The following is an 18,215-nucleotide window of genomic DNA, read 5'->3' on the forward strand; positions in this document are numbered from 1 at the left end:
AATGGGACAAAGCCCCCGCCCGTACACATGGCCCCCAGAGGAAGAATTGATCCGATGTTGGAATGTATCAATCACATTGAGCGGCAAGACCGCGCTATCTCACACCCCGAATCAGACGCCTTGGGACGGGGCCCGTTTATATCCAGCTTGGTCAAGACGCTCGTTCATACCGACTACAACACGAGCACTGGTGACGTGGATTCACGACGTGCGACTGGTTTCGTGGTAGGTCTCACAGGCGAGTGGGGATTGGGTAAGTCCAGCGTTTTGAATCTGCTCGAGCACGAGCTCAAGCAGATGAAACACGTCGCCGTAGCGACGTTGAACCCTTGGCTGTTCAAAGGCCGAGATGAGGTAGTGGAGGCGTATTTCAATGCTTTGCGCGAGGCACTTGGTTACACCGCCGGTGAGAAGGCACGAAAGCTGTTAGGTCAATTGGCGCGGTACAAGGCCTCCATCGAGTTAGTGGGCGCTACAACCGGAGGCGTTATTGACGCAGTGGTTGGTGCCGGCGCGGCATCGACAATTACTAAATGGCTGCTAAAACTTGTCCGGCTCTTGAACAAGCCTAAGGAACTATTGGCGAGCCAAGAGCGGAAAAACCTCGAGGCTAAGCTAGCAGAGGCCAACATTGCTGTTGTGGTACTGATAGACGAATTGGATCGGGTCGAGGATGAGGAGGTCCGCGCTGTTGCTCAGCTCGTAAAAGCAGTAGGGGACATCAAGGGCATTTCCTACCTTGTAGCCTACGACCCCAGCCGCGTGACTCAGGCTCTGGGAAAAGGCAACACCCCCGAAGAGAGGCAAAAAACTGGCGAAAGCTATCTTGAGAAAATCATCCAGCTTCCCATCCCGTTGCGCCCCTTGTTTATAGACGACGCCCGCGACCTGCTGCTTCATGCTATGCGGAGTAACGACGTGGCTATGCCTGTCGATACCATGGCTTACCAAACGGAGATCCTTAATCAGCTCCTTAGGGTCATCCGTACACCTCGAGAGATCAAACGACTGATTGGGGCGTTTGCCGTGCTGGAGGAAATCGTACATGGTGAGATCTGTCCGTTCGACGTGCTGGCGTACAGTTGGTTGGTTGCCAAGGCACCAAGCCTCCGTGGGCTTATTGCTGACAATGTAGGCCAGCTTGTAGATGACCCAAGCGTTGAAGAAATGCTCGCCCGGCAGCGCCAGCGTCGTCTAGCCGTGGCAAACGGCGAAGACAGCACGTTGGTCGATGTTCTGGGGGCTTCTGCGTCAAGCCATCTTGAAATCTTGCAATTGCTCTTTACTCGGTTCAACCCAGGGCGCCAACGCTCTGTGGAATTGTTTGATGGCTACCGGCTTGCCAAGCGTCGAAATCTCATCCGGCTGCTTTATCTCGGGAATCCTCCGGGGCATTTCTCGAGAGCCGATATCGAAAAGCTGTGGGCTCTCACGACCTTGGATGAGTTGGACGCACAACTGAGGCCACTGAAAAGAACCGGACAGATTGGGCCTTTGTTGGATCGAATGGGAGATTTTTCAGCAAGCTTTCCTGAGTCGAGTGATTGTATCTTCTGGGTAGCGCTTGGCCGAGTTCTCGTTCGGGAAAATGATTGGATTACGGAAGAAGAGGTAGAGCGAAATCTGGTGGACGATGCTGGCGCCATTCTTTGGCGGAATGCACGACACGGTGCTGAAGGATCCAGGCGTTTCAGGCGCATCGTTAATGCATTAATCGAAGGGGGAGACCTCCTGATCGTCCCTTGGTTACTGAGAAAGCATCTCTTCGCTCACGGACTTACTTCCCATGGTAGTCAACGTAAAGACGATTACATTTTTGAAGAGTCAGAGACTATAGCGCTACGCGATTTGGAGCTGCCTCGTTACCGCAATGCTGTGGCGAATGGAACAGCCCTGAAAAAGCTCCCTGACACGGAAGTGATCTTCTGCCTGGTGAACGCCAGTCACTGGGATTCGAAGCTCAGGGAAGATTTTACGTCGCAGATGGATAGCATGGAGGCAATCATCTCATTCGCAGCGCTGATGATGCCACCTGGCATTATTTGCGAACATAGCACCCTCGATCTGATGGTTGAGGCAGACACTGTCTTGAAAAAGGCCAATGCACTTCTGCGAGAGAGTCGTATGCCAGAATCAGAATGGCTAGCCGCCGCTGTGCGCCGACTCCGCGCCGCTCTCGCAGGTCGTGACATCCATTCAGCAGGAGCGCTGAGAGACGATTTCGACGAAGACGAAGAAACGACACCCCTCAAGGACATAGTCAGTGATGCTCGAAACGGTTTTGAACTGCCTACGGGCCGCTGACCATGTTGTTTTCACTGGCGCAGACGTTTCTGCTGCGAGTGGCATCCCCAGTTGTGGAGCAAAGGGGATGGATTTACTTAAGATAAATCCGTCCCCTTTCGAACAGTTCTAGCGGTCATTCGATCTAATGCTGTCGTAATGCTGTCATTTCCAGACTCGATGTCTCTCTGAAGATCCTCCACGGTTTGGTGGAAAGAACGCCGGAGGAGTTCGCCATTTCGAATGGTGATCACATGCCCCAACCGGTATTCGCCCTCATTCACTAGGTGATGCCCTGATGCGGGGATATTTATGAATCCCATGAAGTGACCGAGAACCCCAACTGCAACGCAGAAGCAATCGTAGCCTGGGATCAGCATGACGCAGGATTCTCGGTGCTGGGCAGCGATCAGCCACATTATCTGGTGTTTCGTGTCGTCTATCGATTGCCACCGATCCAGACACCGTATGTCGGAGTTGATACTTCTAAGGTCGCAACACATCATTATTGATCGGGCTTGGCTATGATCGACTTGATGCCTAAAGGCATCCCCGTATGCGAAATAGCCAGCGCTGAGCGCGACTTTTGCGACAAACCGAATCGGGTCATCCAAGCCGAGTCTGATGCCTCCAACTTTTAGACTTTGGCCCGCGAACTCATACGGTTCTAAATCTCTACGGTCACGGACGTCAAAAACCTTTAAGCCGCTTTTCCCGAAAGTGACTTGTACCTTCCTATCATTGAAATTCGAATTTTTTGCCTTAGGCTCAGGAGGTTTGCCGCTGTGCCCCGTGGTGTTCAAATCTCTACGATCAAAGAGAATTGTGAAATCGTTGGAAATAGCACTGTCGACCTTTGAAGCAACGCCATTATTTAGTGATCTGTCGGCGGAAATGCTGAAGCTGTCATGGCCGCCCAGTGAAAGCGGAATGACGTGCTCCAGGCTTAAGTCATTACTTTGAGCGTCTTTGTAAATACAGTACCCGTTGACCAGTTCTTTTTTCATTTGATTCGATACTCTAACCAAAACCCGACGCAGAACGCCGGGTTTTTCCGTTGGGAACAGCCTACCTACCGCCCCGGCTCCACATTATCCAATACCTGATTCGCCAACAACGAGCTCAGCTCAATCAACTGCTGAATCCCCAGCGCCAAATGACGCCGCGAGCCTTTCAGGTCGAACGCCAGATCAGCAGCCATGGCATCGGCTGAAGCCAGCGTTTCACTGAGGTTGGCGAGCAGGCATTCGTTATCGAGGCCTTTCACGACGGTGAATAGCTGCCCCGGTTTGGGGTCGTCTTGAGATTTTTCCGATTTCGGTAGCAAGTAGTGATCGAGCACGCGTTTGGTGGTTTCGTCTTGCTGCTTGGCTTTGGATTTTGCGGATTGTGGGGTGGGGTCTGCATCTGGGGGATTTGGAGTTGCTTTGAACATTTGAATATTTCCATTTAGTAGGGCCGCAACCGCCTCGCTACTAAACGAAATGGTGGCAGCTGTGCGCAAGTTAGTAGACCGGTGAAATACACAAAGCCCGGCGCGCCCGAGGGCGCCATGCGCACAGCTACCATCGAGTGCAGGCAAATGCCCGACTGATGAGACCTGTGCAACCGCCGTGTATTTCCTGGGCTACTAAACCCGACCACTGATGGGCAGTGGCAGGAAAACAATAGAACCCAGGGACAAGGCGCACAAGCGGGCGGATTCTGGCGTAGTTGTAGGCAAAGGCGCAAGGATGCGTGGCTTGGAGGAAGTGCGTAGCAAGGTCTGTAGGACCAAGGATTGCCGGCGATACAGGTGGCTCGTTTTCTCTGGAATCGCGTCGTTTTCATCGCGAGCAGGCTCCCACAGAGAGTGGCAACAGGAACAAACGCCCACGCACATGCCCCTGCGACTTTGCCTACAACTAAACCGGACCCAGCCTGATTGTGCGACTTGGCCCGTGAGCCCTATTGTTTTTCAGCACCCACCATATTCATTGCCGAGTTTTCCATGAAAACTTCAACGCGTACTCCAAAGCCGTTGCTTGCAGCCCGGTACCAGGCAGAGGCCCGCCGTCTGGCTGGTTGCCCGTCTAGCATCGAGCGCCAGTTCTTGTCGGTCAGCCTCGTCAAAGGTAAGGAGCTTGAACCCGTTGGCCTAATGGCTGGTGTCAGAACCTGAGTTCTGTCGATATAAAAAAACCGCCACATGGGCGGTTTTTTTGTTTTCACTCTAGGCAAAGCTGCATCCAATGATCGGCAGTCTCCTGAGTACGGCCCAACGCCTTTGCCCGATGAAGCGCTCTCTGCGCATAGACCAATGAAAGCCCAACCTTACGCATGGTGGATGGTCGGCCGTTCAAAAAATTTGGGGGAAGGAAGAAGTTCGCCCTGACCCCGTCCATCGCGTTGTGCCATGTTGATCGTGTTCAGCCTTTTGGGGGGGCTGCTGTGCAGCCCAGCGGGAGCAAGCTCCCTCGCCACAATGGATTTCATTGCCACAAGGGACTTCCTCACCACAAGGAATCGGGATGGCTTAGCTGAGCGGTGTGCCCCTCGGAGGTTATTTGCGCTTCAGCATCTCCGGCAACTGCGCCACCAGTTTCTGATTATTCAACGGCGCACGAATAAACCCACGCTGAGTACCGTCCGGCCCAATCACCGCCAGGTTGCCGCTGTGATCAACCGTGTAGTTAGGTTTACTGGTATCCGCCGGAATAAACGGAATGCTCACCGCATTCGCCAGTTTTTGCAGGTCTTCAACCGACGAAGCCGTCAACCCTATGAACTGCGGATCAAAGTACCCCAGATACTGCTTCAGCTGCTTGGGCGTGTCGCGGTTCGGGTCGACGCTGACCAGTACGATCTGCAACTTATCCACAGCCTCTTTCGGCAGCTCGCTCTTGATCTGGCGCAGTTGGGCCAGGGTTGTGGGGCAGATGTCCGGGCAGAAGGTGTAGCCGAAGAACAGCAGGCTCCATTTGTCTTTCAACCCGTCCATCGCCACGGGCTGGCCGTCCTGGTCGGTCATTTTCACGTCCGGCAGGTTGCGGCTCTGGGGCAGCAGGATGATGCCAGCGTCGATCAGCGCGGTCGGGTCGCCCTGGCCTTTGCCCGACAGCACCTTATTGATGGTCAGGCCGAGGATCAGTGCGATCACGGCCACGAGGATGAAGACGGTTTTCTGGGTTCGAGTCATAGGCTCAACAGTAAGTAATGATCTACAAGCAGGGCGATGAACAGCAGGAACAAGTAATAAATAGAGTACTTGAACGTATTGATCGCCGCGTGCGGCCGACTGCCACGGTACAACACCACGGCCCATTGCAGGAACCGGGCGCCGAGCACCAGCGCGCAAATCAGGTAGAGCATGCCGCTCATCTGGATCACGAACGGCATCAGGCTCACCGCCAACAGTATCAGGGTGTACAGCAGGATATGGACCTTGGTGTAGTGCTCGCCGTGGGTCACTGGCAGCATGGGGATGTCGGCCTTGGCGTATTCCTCTTTGCGGTGGATCGCCAGGGCCCAGAAGTGCGGTGGGGTCCAGGCGAAGATGATCAGCACCAGCAGCAGCGGTTCGGCGCTGACATGCCCGGTGGCCGCCACCCAGCCCAGCAGCGGTGGCGCTGCGCCGGCGAGGCCGCCAATGACGATGTTCTGTGGCGTGGCCCGCTTGAGGAAGCCGGTGTAGACCACCGCATAACCGAGCAGTGAGGCGAGGGTCAGCCAGGCGGTCAGCGGGTTGGTGAAGGCCAGCAGCAAGGCCTGGCCGATCACGGCCAGGGCCAGGGCGAAGGTCAGGGCGGCGGCTGGGGAAATCCGCCCTTCGGCCAAGGGGCGTTTATGGGTGCGGGCCATGACTGCGTCGATGCGCCGGTCCACCACATGGTTGACCGCCGCCGCGCCGCCGGCACACAGGGCGATGCCCAGGTTGCCGAATACCAGCACCGTCCACGGTACGCCGGCGCGGGTGGCGAGGAACATGCCCACCAGTGAGGTGATCAGCATCAGCACCACCACTTTGGGCTTGGTCAGCTCCAGGTAATCGCGCCAGATCGCTTGGCTGTGGCGTTCACCGGTCAAGGTTGCCATGGCATCTCTCCTTTTATAGTTATGGGGCTGGCGCTGTGTTTATGCGGGTTGAACCGCCAGCGCAGCGGGACTTGATGCTTGACCCGGACCAGGCTGGTGCGGGCGTGATAATTGACCAGCACCAGGGTCAGCAGCAGCGCGGCGCCCCCGGCGTTGTGGGCCACGGCCACCGGCAGCGGCAGGTGGAACAGCACGTTGCTGATGCCCAGGGTGATTTGCGCCGCCAGTGCCGTCAGCACCAGCCCGGCCAGGCGGGTCATGCCGACGGTTTTCAATTGCCAGGCCAGCCCCAGCAGCACCACGGTCACCAGCAAGGCGCCGATGCGGTGGGTCAGGTGGATGGCGGTGCGGGCGTCGCTGTCCAGTTGCCCGCCCAGGTAGTTCGGGCCGATGTGCTGGGTCAGGTGAAAGCCGTTGGCAAAATCGGCCGGTGGCAGCCATTGGCCGTGGCAGGTGGGGAAATCGATGCAGGCCACGGCGGCGTAGTTGGAGCTGACCCAGCCGCCGAGGGCGATCTGGCCGATCACCAGCAGCAGCCCGGCGGTGGCCCAGTGTTGCAGGCGTTTGGGCACGGTCAGCGCCGGCAGCACGCCGGACAATCTCAAGGTCAGCAGAAACAGCAGGCTCAACGTCGCGAAGCCGCCCAGCAAATGCCCGGTGACCACTTGTGGCCAGAGTTTCAGGGTCACGGTCCACATGCCGAACGCCGCTTGCGCAAAGACCACGGCCAGCAGGAACAGTGGCAACTTCAATGGCTGGCCCGGACGGTGGCGGTTCATCCAGGACCGTGCCGCCAACGCTACGATCATCAAGCCCAGGCCCCCGGCGAAGTAGCGATGGACCATCTCGTTCCAACCCTTGTGGGCTTCCACCGGGGTGTCGGGAAAGTGCAACTCGGCATGGGCCAGTTGGGCTTCGCTCTTGGGCACGCTGATGAACCCGTAGCAACCGGGCCAGTCGGGGCAACCGAGGCCGGCGTGGGTCAGCCGGGTGTAGGCGCCCAGCAGGACGACGATCAATGCCAGCAGCGTGGCAAACAGCGCGAGGCGAAATCCTGGTTTGGCCATGTCGATGTCCTCATCCGATGTTCGACAGTTTCAGCAAGTGGCGCAGGTCGTTGAGCAGGTCCTTGCCCTTGACCCGAGCGTCGTAGCGCAGCACCAGGTTGCTGTGGGGGTCGATGATCCATAGTTGGGCGCCGCCGGAGCCCTGGGCGCCTTTCTGATAGGCCGGCAGGTCCAGTGGGTAGCGTTGCAATTGCGGGTATTCGCGCTGCAGTTGGGCGTCGTACTCGGCGTCCAATGGTTGCGCCACCGCCAGGGCATGGCTGGCGCGAGAGGCTTCGCGGCCCAGGCCGATCTGGACTTGTCGGGCCAGGTACACCAGTTGCCGGCAATCCACCGAGCATTCCTGTGGCGCCGTGACCAAAATCTGCCAGCGTTGCTCATCGGCCTGTACCCCGATCTCGGCGCGGGTCTGGCCGGTGCCGATCAGTTCGCCGTGGTAGCTGCGGCTGTCGGGCACCCAGAACTGGAACTTGTACATGCCGGTGGCCAGGATCATCGGGCCGATCACCCCGAGCACGATCAGCAGCAATTGCACGCGGCCCTTGCGACGGTTGTGTGCCGCGGGCGCCTCAGACGTGTTGGTTGGATTCATGGTGCTTCCCATGGTGTCTCCCTGCGTTGTGCCATCCGAGATAAAGAAAAAGGCCGAACAGCGCCGCCGCCATGGCGAACCACTGCACGGCATAACCGAGGTGTTTTTCCGGGCCCATGGCCACCACCGGCCAATCGGTCCGGTAGGCGCCGGGGCCGTTTTGTTGGCGCATTTCATAGGCGAAGCCGTTGCGGCCCAGGTCGGCCCAGAGCTTGTCCGGCTCGATGGCGGTGACCAGGCGCGGCCAGGGGGCGCCCGTCGGGTCGGGGTGAAGCTGGAACGTCGCGCCCGGTGCGACATAGACCCAGGCCTGGAGGCTGACGGATTGTTCTGGCGTGTCGAAGACCGGCGGGGTACGCCGGTCCGGCCAGGGCAGCCAACCGCGATTGACCAGCAGCCAGAGCCCGGTCCGGTGGTCGAGGAACGGTTGCAGCAACTCCACGCCGACCTTGCCGTCGTGTTGGCGGTTATCCAGCAGGATGCTGTGCTCGGCGTCGAACTGGCCCTGCAGTATGACCGCTCGAAAGGCCGGGTCGGTGGTGTGCGCCAGCTCGGTGCTGTCCATCGGCGGCGCCACGCGGCGCTCGGCGTAAGTGTCCATGAGCACACGCTTCTGTTCGCCCCGGCTCAATTGCCAGAACCCCAGGCACACCATCACCGGCACCAGCACGGCCACCACCAAAGACGGCACGATGCCCGGCCGGAAGCCTTTCATGGTGCCGTCCGAAAGCCGTCGAACGGGATAGCTATACTCACGTACATCGCGTCCCCCCGGAGTGTCCCTAATGCTAAAAGCAGCCATCGTCCTGATGCTGATTGCCACGATTGCCAGCCTGTTCAGTGGTCTGTTTTTTCTGGTCAAGGACGACAGCAGTTCCAATCGCCTGGTCATCGCCCTGGCGATTCGGGTCAGCCTGGCCGCCGCCACCGTCGGCTTGATCGCCTGGGGCTTTTTCAGCGGCCAGTTGGTCTCCCACGCACCCTGGTAACGTTGGTTTCAGAGCACGTAGACGAAGACGAACAAGCCGATCCACACCACATCGACGAAGTGCCAATACCAGCTCGCCGCCTCGAAGCCGAACTGGTGCTCATTGTCGAAGTGCCCGCGCATGATGCGCATCAGCATGACGAACAGGATGATCGTGCCGATGGTGACGTGGGCGCCGTGGAAACCGGTGAGCATGAAGAAGGTCGCGCCGTAGACGCCGGAACCCAGGGTCAGGCCCAGCTCTTTATAAGCGTGGATGTATTCCTCGGCCTGGAAGCCCAGGAAGGCGCAACCCAGCAGCACGGTGATCGCCAGCCAGAGTTTCAGCGCGCCACGATGGCCTTTTTTCAAGGCATGGTGGGCGATGGTGACGGTGACGCTGGAGCTGACCAGCAGCACCGTGTTGAGCAGCGGCAAGCCCCAGGGGCTGATGACGTCCTTGGGCGCCGGGAAGAGTTTCGGATCGGGGTTGTTGAGCAGCGGCCAGGCGAACTCGAAGCTCGGCCAGAGCATGTGTGACAGGCCCTTGGTGCCTTCACCCGCCAGGCCGGGCGCGGAGATCATGCGCACATAGAACAGGGCGCCGAAGAACGCGATGAAGAACATCACTTCGGAAAAGATGAACCAGCTCATGCCCCAGCGGAACGAGCGGTCGAGCTGGGCGCTGTAGAGCCCGGCGCGGCTTTCCTTGATCACCGCGCCGAACCAGCCGAACAGCATGTAGGCCAGCAGCAGGCCACCGACGAAAAAGATCAGCGGCCCGTGGGAATCCGGCCGGGCGGCCTTCAGGTCGTTGAACCAGGTGGCCAGGCCATACACCGTGACGAACATCCCGACCGTGGCGATGATCGGCCATTTGCTCTGGGCCGGAACGTAATAGTGTTCGTGAGTTGCCATTTATTGTTCTCCTTATCGGGCACGCTATCGGTCAGTGTTTACAGCCACCGGTGGATGACGAGCGGTGATATCGAACAGCGTGTAGGACAGCGTCAGGTGCTTCACTTCCTTGGGCATGTCCCGGTCGACGATGAAGCGCATGGGCATTTCGATGCGTTCGCCGGGTTGCAGCACTTGCTGGGTAAAACAAAAACACTCGGTCTTGTGGAAATACGCCGCCGCGTTGCTCGGCGCGATGCTCGGAACCGCCTGGGCGCTCATCGGCCGGTCGGTGGGGTTGTGGGCGACGAACACCATTTCGTTCACCGCCCCCGGCTGGACCACCAACTGATCGCCCTTGGGGTAGAAGTCCCAGGGCATGTCCACCGAATTGGTCGACAGGAACTGCACGCGAACCTGGCGTGACTCATCGACGGTCTGCTCGCCTTCGTATTGCCCGGCGGTCTTGCCGTTGATGCCGAACGCCTTGCACATCACGTCGTAGATCGGCACCAGGGCAAACCCGAAGACGAACATGGCCACCACCACCAGCAACAGGCGGGTGACCAGTTTCTTCATCGAAATGGAATCAGCCATGGACGCGGCTCCTTGCACCGAACCCTGTGGGAGCGAGCCTGCTCGCGATGCAGGCGAAGCGGTGTGCCTGTTCTACCGCTGTCGCGAGCAGGCTCGCTCCCACAAAAGCTGCCGTGTTCATTTCACTTCCGGCGGCGTGGTAAAGGTGTGATACGGCGCCGGCGACGGCACGCTCCACTCCAGCCCTTCGGCCCCATCCCACGGCTTGGCCGGTGCCGGCTCGCCGCCACGGATGGTCTTGATCACGATGAACAGGAAGAAGATCTGCGTGGTGCCGAACATGAAGGCGCCGATGGACGAGACCATGTTGAAGTCGGCGAACTGCAGGTTGTAGTCAGGAATCCGCCGGGGCATGCCCGCCAGGCCGACAAAGTGCATCGGGAAGAACGCCAGGTTCATGCCGATGAACGACAGCCAGAAGTGCAGCTTGCCGAGGGTTTCGTCGTACATATGGCCGGTCCATTTCGGCAGCCAATAGTAGGCCGAGGCGAAAATCCCGAAGATGGCGCCGGGCACCAGCACGTAGTGGAAGTGCGCGACCACGAAGTAGGTGTCCTGGTACTGGAAGTCTGCCGGGGCGATGGCCAGCATCAGCCCGGAGAAACCACCGATGGAGAACAGGATCACGAACGCGACGGCAAACAGCATCGGCGTCTCGAAGGTCAGAGAGCCTTGCCACATGGTGCTGGCCCAATTGAACACCTTCACCCCGGTGGGCACGGCGATCAGCAGGGTCGCGTACATGAAGAACAGCTCGCCCACCAGCGGAATGCCGACCACGAACATGTGGTGCGCCCAGACGATGAACGACAGGAACGCGATGGCGGCCGTGGCATAGACCATCGAGGTGTAGCCGAACAACGGTTTGCGCGAGAAGGCCGGAATGATCGAGCTGACGGCGCCGAAGGCCGGCAGGATCATGATGTATACCTCGGGGTGGCCGAAGAACCAGAACACATGCTGGAACAGCACCGGGTCACCGCCACCGGCGGCACTGAAGAAGCTGGTGCCGAAGTGGATGTCCATCAGCATCATCGTCACGCAGCCGGCCAGCACCGGCATCACCGCGATCAGCAGGAACGCGGTGATCAGCCAGGTCCAGACGAACAGCGGCATCTTCATCAGGGTCATGCCGGGGGCACGCAGGTTGAGGATGGTGGCGATCACGTTGATCGCGCCCATGATCGAGCTGATGCCCATCAGGTGGATGGCAAAGATGAAGAACGTTACGCTTTCCGGCGCATAGGTAGTGGACAGCGGCGCATAGAAGGTCCAGCCGAAGTTCGGCCCGCCCCCCGGGGTGAACAGCGTCGACACCAGCATCAGGAACGCCGCCGGCAACAGCCAGAAGCTGAAGTTGTTCATCCGTGGCAGGGCCATGTCCGGCGCGCCGATCATCAGCGGGATCATCCAGTTGGCAAGGCCGACGAACGCCGGCATCACCGCACCGAAGACCATCACCAGGCCGTGCATGGTGGTCATCTGGTTGAAGAATTCCGGCTGCACGATCTGCAGGCCGGGCTGGAACAACTCGGCGCGGATCACCATGGCGAACGAGCCGCCCAGCAGGAACATCGAGAAGGCGAACCACAGGTACAGCGTGCCGATATCCTTGTGGTTGGTGGTCAGCACCCAGCGCATCAGGCCCTTGGCGGGGCCGTGGGCGTGGTCGGCGCCGGCATGACCGTGGTCATCGATCACAGCACTCATGTCCTGTCTCCTTCGAACGAGTGGGCTGGACGGCGCGGGGCAATGAGCCCCGACCGGTTGCGGGAACACACGTCAGGCCGGCTCATTGGCTTTCTGCCTGTTTGAGTTCCAGCACTTCTTTGGGCGTCACCATGTCGCCCTTGTTGTTGCCCCAGGCGTTGCGTTCATAGGTCACGACCGCGGCGATATCGACTTCCGACAACTGTTTGCCGAACGCGGCCATGGAGGTGCCGGGTTTGCCGTGGAAGACAATGTTCAGGTGATCCTTGATCGGCCCGGTGGCGATTTTCGAGCCCTTGAGTGCTGGGAACATTGGCGGCAGGCCCTGGCCTTCGGCCTGGTGACAGGCCACGCAGGTGGTGTGGTAGACCTTGTCGCCGCGCTCAACGAGTTCTTCGCGCGTCCATTCCTTACTGGTCAATTCTTTAAGCTGCGCGGCTTCGGCCTTGCGTTCGCCCAGCCATTTTTCGTAGTCGGGCTTGCTCTTGACCTCCACCACGATCGGCATGAAACCGTGGTCCTTGCCGCACAACTCGGCGCACTGGCCGCGGTACAGCCCAGGCTTGTCGACGCGGGTCCAGGCTTCGTTGACGAACCCGGGGATCGCATCGCGCTTGACCGCGAAGGCCGGCACCCACCAGGAGTGGATCACGTCGGCGGAGGTCACCAAAAAGCGCACCTTGGCATCGACCGGCAGCACCAGCGGCTTGTCGACCTCCAACAGGTAGTGCTCGCCCTTGGCGCTCTGGTTATGGATCTGTTCGGCGGGGGTGGCCAGGTTGCTGAAGAACTCGACGTCCTGGCCCAGGTACTTGTAGTGCCACTTCCATTGATAGCCGGTGACCTGGATATCGATGTCCGATTCACTGGAGTCGTACATCTTGATCAGGGTGGCGGTGGCAGGAATCGCCATCAGCACCAGGATCACGAAGGGTACGATGGTCCAGAGGATTTCGACGCGGGTGTTTTCGTGGAAATGCGCGGCGTTTTGGCCGGTTGAGCGGCGGTGCATCATCATCGACCAGAACATGGCGCCGAAGACGATGATGCCGATGACCACACAGATCCAGAAAATGGTCATGTGCAGGTCGAACACTGCGTTGCTGATCTGTGTCGCTCCAGGCGCCATATTCACAGTCCAGGCCGCTTGCGCCTGGCTGAAAATCGACCACAACAGGAGGCCCATCCATACGTGTGGATGTCGCGTCATTGCGGGTTCCCCTTATCGTTCTTGTTATCCCGTAGGCGTAAAGCCTGCGGCAAGGGATCGGCTATTCAGACTGCTTAATTGACTCGCCGCGCCTTGCTGCACATGCAATCGGGTGTCATCAGCTAACTCCATTCCAAACCGAGTATAGACAGCACCTGCAACCTCGCAACGCGATGGCGTAAATCGTTTGAAACAGCCGGGGCTTGCGCTAGAGCCCACGAATGGAGAAGGATGCGAACCTGAGTGATGGCAAATCGATATAACTGCGACGTAGCAAGGAAGCGACAGTTATGAAAAATAGGTCTTAGGAGTGTTTTTGCGCCAGCTAAGTTATGTCTTCCCTATTTCATTGCCTTTGTTTCCTGGAGTTGTCATGAACACCGCCGCATTGCGCGAGCAGATCCAAAAAGCCCAACAACACGAGGCCGAAACCGGCCTCTTGACTCGTCAGTTGACGGCCCAACTGCCGAACCTGCACCGAGCCATTCAATTGCCGGACGCGGACGCCAACGACGTCCTGGCGCGTTTTGTCGCCGCTTACATTGAGGAAGTACCCGACCTGCTGGATGCAGCCAATGACGTCGCCAGGGAGGCGGGTATCGAGTCGCAGATCAAACCGGTATTGAAGATTGCCGAACAGTACTTCCTCCAGCCGCCGACCATCATGGCCGGGCATGTCGGGCTCGACAGCCTTCTGGACGAAGCCTACCTGGCACATCGGTTCGTCGAAGAGGTCAACGACCTGTACATCAAGCATTTCGGCCAGCCATTGATCCCCTTGGACATGACGGTCGCCAATCTGATCGCTCACCAATTGATCGGTGAGGCATTTGCCAACCAACTCGATGAAGTGGTCCATCACACGTTCGATGAGATGCTCAACGACGAGACGTTTGCATTGGAGTCGGTAGAAACCTACCGCGAGAAGCTCAGCAGCCCGCAAACCGGCGCGGCCTGGAAGCGCTGGCCGTGCATGTCCCGTCGTCTGGGTGTTGGGCTGGAGCTGGATCAGCCGGCGGCTTGATGGGCCACTCAAGAAAATAGCGGCCCCCGTGGCGAGGGAGCTTGCTCCCGCGTGAGTGCGAAGCACTCACAAAAATGGGCCTGCTGCGCAGTCCAGCGGGAGCAAGCTCCCTCGCCACAATGAATCAAGCAAACCTTGAGTGAGCGGTTGCCTGTGGGAGCGTCAGGCAGAAGCCGCGCCAACCCCCACGGTCGTGCGCAACCGCCCCTCCAACCTGCGCTTGAGCCCGCGGGATTCGATCAGCAGCTTCGAACCCTTGCTGGCATTCGCCCGGCCCCATTCTTCCAGTAGCTCCAGGCACGAGTGATCGATGTAGCTCAGGTTATTGAGCGGCACATGCACGGTCGCGCCTGTCGGTATGCTGCCCAGCACCTGGGTCAGCGCCGGCACCTTGAGGAAGGTCGCCGCTCCGACCAGTCGCAGTTCCATTTCGCCTTCCTGGGGCAGGTCGATCAGGCTGATTTTCAGGCGCGAGGCTTTCCAGGCCAGTTTCGCCAGGGTCAGGCCGAAGCCGATCAGCACACCAGTCAGCAGGTCGGTGAAGATGATCGCCAACGCCGTCGCGGCGTAAACGAACATCGGCATCCGGCCATAACGGCCCAGGCCGCGAAACGCCTTGAGGTCCACCAGTTTGAAACCGGTGTACACCAGCACGCCCGCCAGGCTCGCCACCGGAATGCTTTGCAGCACGCTGGATAGCAACAACACGAACAGCAGCAACCACAGGCCGTGGAAAATCGTCGACATCCTCGTGGTGGCCCCAGCTTGGACGTTGGCCGAGCTGCGCACGATCACCCCAGTCATCGGCAGGGCGCCGAGCAGGCCGCAGAGCATGTTGCCGATACCTTGGGCCGACAGTTCGCGGTCGAAGTCCGCACGGTCACCGCTGTGCATACGGTCCACGGCGGCTGCCGACAGCAGGGTTTCGGCGCTGGCAATGAAGGCGACAGCGAAGGCGGCGATCAGCAGCGTCGGGTCGGCCAGGTTCAGCAGGTCCGCCGGGCGCAGCCAATCAATGGCTTCGGCGAGGTTCTCCGGGACTTCCACCCGTTTGACCTGCAAGGCTAGCAGCAGGCTGGCGATGGTCGCCAGGCCCACCCCAAGCAAGGCGCCGGGAATGAAGCGCAGGCTGTGAGGGCGAAACTTCTCCCACAACCACATCACCGCAATCGTCGACAAACCAAGCAAGCCGGCCTGCCAGCCGAAGGACGGCAAGGCCTGGGCCACCGCCGCCGGGAACGCCGCGAGGTTATCCAGCCCTGACGGCTTGGGCGCGGCGTCGAGCATCACATGGACCTGGGACAATACGATCAGCACGCCGATACCCGCCAGCATCCCGTACACCACCGCAGGCGCGGTGACCCGGAACCAGCAGCCGAGGCGAAAGCGCCCGGCCAACAATTGCAACAGACCGGCCAGCAACAGGATCGGCCCGAGCATTGCCACGCCATGCTGGCGCACCAATTCGAAGACCAACACCGCCAACCCGGCGGCCGGGCCACTGACTTGCAGCTTGGAACCTGCCAGGAAACCCACCACCAGGCCACCGATGATGCCGGTGATCAGGCCTTTGGCCGGTGGCAGGCCGGACGCGATGGCAATGCCCATGCACAAGGGCAGCGCCACCAGAAACACCACCACCGAAGCCAATAGCTCCCGTGGCAGAACAGCTTTTAATTGAGCACGCATGGCGACTCTCCCGAAGTTTTCTTCAGGCATGGCAAGGCCCTACCGCGCAAATGGCGGCAAGGCTTGAACCACACAAGTTTAGGAGTGGTTAGAAGCGCGCTTTGGGCGTCGCCACCGGTATCGGATGGCTGCCATCGAGCGGCAGGAAACGTCCCTGGTCCGCGTCATAGGCTTTGATCTCGCTGGTCTCGATGTTGTACACCCAGCCATGGATGAACAGCTGACCATTGGCCATGCGCGATGCGACCGAGGGATGCGTTCGCAAATGCTGCAACTGTGCGATCACGTTCTCTTCGGTGAGGATCGGCATGGTCTGTTTTTCGTCGCCACACGGACAGTTGTCGTGGACCATGGTCTTGGCCACTTCGGCGTGGCGCAGCCAGGCCTTGACCGTGGGCATTTTTTCCAGGGTGTCCGGGTTGAGCACGGCACGCATGGCGCCGCAATCGGAATGGCCGCAGACAATGATGTGCTGCACGCCGAGGGCCAGTACGGCGTATTCGATGGCGGTGGAGACGCCGCCGTTCATTTGCCCATAAGGTGGAACGACGTTGCCGACGTTACGGGTCACGAACAGGTCGCCGGGGGAGCTATGGGTGATCAACTCGGGCACGATGCGCGAGTCGGCGCAGGTGATGAACATCGCCCGGGGTTTCTGGGCGGTGGCGAGTTTCTTGAAGAGCTCTTCCTGTTGCGGAAAGATCTCGTGATGGAAATGCAAAAAGCCGTCAACAATATGCTGCAGCGCTGCATCGGCGGTTTCCGCCTCGGGTTGGGCTGAAGCCGACGCAGCCAACGGCTGTTTATCCTTGTCACTCATGATTCATCCTCTTTGACGGAACCAGTGGCTAAAACATCCAGGTCGACATGTTCGACCCGTCAGTCACTCGAAGAACAAGGTAGCGGCCGAAACTTAACTCAAACTGAAATCGAAGGCTCTAGGACAACGATTACAGGGGTGGCGAAACACTGGCGCAGTTCATGTCCAGTAGCCGTTCCAAGGTCAACTTTAATCAAATCAAAGACATCTGTCGGCCCGGCGGACAGAAGGCATCGCAATCCAGATTGTATCCGTCACGGCGCTCCAGCCCCAAGCGCTTGAGTGCCTTGACGAAACGCTGGGCCAGCAGGTCGGCGAACGGGCCTTCACCGCGCATCCGCGCACCGAAGCGGCTGTCATACAACTCGCCGCCGCGGCTCTGGCGGACCAGGCTCAACACATGGGCGGCGCGCTGCGGGTAGTGCGCCTGCAACCAATCCTCGAACAGCGGCGCGACTTCCAGCGGCAGGCGCAGCATGACGTAGGCGGCATTCTGCGCGCCGGCGGCGTGGGCTTCGGTCAGCAGGCTCTCGATCTCGCTGTCATTGATCATCGGGATCATCGGTGCACACAGCACCCCCACGGCAATACCCGCCTCGCGCATGACCTTGATCGCACGCAGCCGCGCCTTGGGCGCTGCCGCGCGGGGTTCGAGAATACGCTTGAGCTCATCGTCCAGGGTGGTGAGGCTGATCATCACGTGCACCAGGCGTTGTTGCGCCAGCTCGGTCAGCAGGTCCAGGTCGCGCAGGATCAGCGAACCCTTGGTGACGATGGTCACCGGATGCCGATAGCGCAGCAGCACCTCGAGAATCCGGCGGGTGATCCGTTGTTCACGCTCGATAGGCTGATAGGGATCGGTGTTGGATCCCAGCGCGATCGGTGCGCATTGATAGCCGCGCCGGGACAATTGCTCTTCGAGCACATCGGCGGCATTGCTCTTGGCGATCAGCTTCGTTTCGAAATCCAGCCCCGGCGACATGTCCCAATAGGCATGGCTGGGCCGCGCATAGCAGTAGATGCAGCCGTGTTCGCAGCCTCGGTACGGGTTGATCGAGCGGTCGAAGGGGATATCGGACGAGGTGTTGCGGGTAATGATGGTCTTGGCCATTTCGATGCGCACTTCGGTGCCCTGGGTCGGCGGGACTTCCTGATACCAGCCGTCGTCCTCGGTCACCGAGCGGCTCGGGGCAAAGCGATTGTGCGGGTTGGCAGCGGTGCCGCGACCGCGCGGCGGCAGAGAGGCTGACATGGCGATACTCCAATAGCTGTATGTGCATACAGT

17 protein-coding genes are annotated in these 18,215 nt (G+C 59.5%); 3 read left to right on the plus strand and 14 right to left on the minus strand.

Annotated elements, in window-relative coordinates:
• Positions 1-54 precede the first annotated feature (54 nt).
• Positions 55-2,304, plus strand: coding sequence for a KAP family NTPase (locus tag BLT00_RS19415; protein WP_092148792.1), 2,250 nt, complete (start codon positions 55-57; stop codon positions 2,302-2,304).
• Positions 2,305-2,381: 77 nt separating this feature from the next.
• On the opposite strand, the gene BLT00_RS19420 is transcribed toward BLT00_RS19415, so the two are convergent.
• The 7 genes from BLT00_RS19420 to BLT00_RS19450 all read right to left on the minus strand — a co-directional run bounded on the left by BLT00_RS19420 (position 2,382) and on the right by BLT00_RS19450 (position 8,731).
• Positions 2,382-3,290 carry a hypothetical protein gene (locus BLT00_RS19420; protein WP_092148789.1) on the minus strand — a complete coding sequence of 303 codons (909 nt, stop codon included), beginning with the start codon at positions 3,288-3,290 and terminating at the stop codon, positions 2,382-2,384.
• A gap of 65 nt (positions 3,291-3,355) precedes the next feature.
• Complete coding sequence (locus BLT00_RS19425; protein WP_092148786.1) at positions 3,356-3,718, minus strand: DUF6124 family protein; 363 nt, start codon at positions 3,716-3,718, stop codon at positions 3,356-3,358.
• 1,107 nt (positions 3,719-4,825) lie between these two features.
• The gene (locus BLT00_RS19430; protein ID WP_063323573.1) at positions 4,826-5,461 is read right to left on the minus strand and encodes an SCO family protein; all 636 of its coding nucleotides are present in this window, start codon (positions 5,459-5,461) and stop codon (positions 4,826-4,828) included.
• Positions 5,458-6,357, minus strand: coding sequence for a heme o synthase (gene cyoE, locus BLT00_RS19435; RefSeq protein ID WP_092148783.1), 900 nt, complete (start codon positions 6,355-6,357; stop codon positions 5,458-5,460). The genes BLT00_RS19430 and cyoE overlap by 4 nt, the downstream gene beginning before the upstream one ends.
• Positions 6,345-7,424 carry a COX15/CtaA family protein gene (locus BLT00_RS19440; protein WP_092148780.1) on the minus strand — a complete coding sequence of 360 codons (1,080 nt, stop codon included), beginning with the start codon at positions 7,422-7,424 and terminating at the stop codon, positions 6,345-6,347. The genes cyoE and BLT00_RS19440 overlap by 13 nt, the downstream gene beginning before the upstream one ends.
• Before the next feature lie 10 nt (positions 7,425-7,434).
• A complete protein-coding gene (locus tag BLT00_RS19445) occupies positions 7,435-8,028 on the minus strand; it encodes a hypothetical protein (protein ID WP_063325192.1) in 594 nt (197 codons plus the stop codon).
• The gene (locus tag BLT00_RS19450; RefSeq protein ID WP_092148777.1) at positions 7,994-8,731 is read right to left on the minus strand and encodes an SURF1 family protein; all 738 of its coding nucleotides are present in this window, start codon (positions 8,729-8,731) and stop codon (positions 7,994-7,996) included. The genes BLT00_RS19445 and BLT00_RS19450 overlap by 35 nt, the downstream gene beginning before the upstream one ends.
• A gap of 70 nt (positions 8,732-8,801) precedes the next feature.
• On the opposite strand from BLT00_RS19450, the gene BLT00_RS19455 reads away from it, so the two are divergent.
• On the plus strand, positions 8,802-9,005 hold the full coding sequence (locus tag BLT00_RS19455; RefSeq protein ID WP_014335867.1) for a twin transmembrane helix small protein: 204 nt from the start codon (positions 8,802-8,804) through the stop codon (positions 9,003-9,005).
• 8 nt (positions 9,006-9,013) lie between these two features.
• Here BLT00_RS19455 and BLT00_RS19460 read toward each other — a convergent pair whose 3' ends face one another.
• The 4 genes from BLT00_RS19460 to coxB form a co-directional block, all read right to left on the minus strand.
• Entirely contained in the window at positions 9,014-9,901 is an 888-nt protein-coding gene (locus tag BLT00_RS19460; RefSeq protein ID WP_063323569.1) for a cytochrome c oxidase subunit 3, read from the minus strand.
• 24 nt (positions 9,902-9,925) lie between these two features.
• Complete coding sequence (locus tag BLT00_RS19465; RefSeq protein ID WP_092148774.1) at positions 9,926-10,477, minus strand: cytochrome c oxidase assembly protein; 552 nt, start codon at positions 10,475-10,477, stop codon at positions 9,926-9,928.
• 117 nt (positions 10,478-10,594) lie between these two features.
• On the minus strand, positions 10,595-12,187 hold the full coding sequence (gene ctaD, locus BLT00_RS19470; RefSeq protein WP_063323567.1) for a cytochrome c oxidase subunit I: 1,593 nt from the start codon (positions 12,185-12,187) through the stop codon (positions 10,595-10,597).
• 82 nt (positions 12,188-12,269) lie between these two features.
• On the minus strand, positions 12,270-13,397 hold the full coding sequence (gene coxB / locus BLT00_RS19475) for a cytochrome c oxidase subunit II (RefSeq protein ID WP_053126998.1): 1,128 nt from the start codon (positions 13,395-13,397) through the stop codon (positions 12,270-12,272).
• Positions 13,398-13,770: 373 nt separating this feature from the next.
• On the opposite strand from coxB, the gene BLT00_RS19480 reads away from it, so the two are divergent.
• Entirely contained in the window at positions 13,771-14,421 is a 651-nt protein-coding gene (locus BLT00_RS19480) for a hypothetical protein (protein ID WP_092148771.1), read from the plus strand.
• Positions 14,422-14,583: 162 nt separating this feature from the next.
• Here the strand turns inward: BLT00_RS19480 and BLT00_RS19485 are convergent, their stop codons facing one another.
• From BLT00_RS19485 to BLT00_RS19495, 3 genes are all read right to left on the minus strand, one after another.
• Complete coding sequence (locus tag BLT00_RS19485) at positions 14,584-16,110, minus strand: SulP family inorganic anion transporter (RefSeq protein ID WP_063323565.1); 1,527 nt, start codon at positions 16,108-16,110, stop codon at positions 14,584-14,586.
• Between the two features lie 88 nt (positions 16,111-16,198).
• Positions 16,199-16,930: a carbonic anhydrase gene (locus tag BLT00_RS19490; protein ID WP_063323564.1), complete on the minus strand. Its 732-nt coding sequence runs from the start codon at positions 16,928-16,930 to the stop codon at positions 16,199-16,201.
• 193 nt (positions 16,931-17,123) lie between these two features.
• Positions 17,124-18,182: a PA0069 family radical SAM protein gene (locus tag BLT00_RS19495; protein ID WP_063323563.1), complete on the minus strand. Its 1,059-nt coding sequence runs from the start codon at positions 18,180-18,182 to the stop codon at positions 17,124-17,126.
• Positions 18,183-18,215: the final 33 nt, after the last annotated feature.

Source organism: Pseudomonas sp. NFACC51 (genome assembly GCF_900103575.1).
In the GTDB taxonomy this organism is placed as follows: Bacteria; Pseudomonadota; Gammaproteobacteria; order Pseudomonadales; family Pseudomonadaceae; genus Aquipseudomonas; species Aquipseudomonas fluorescens_Q.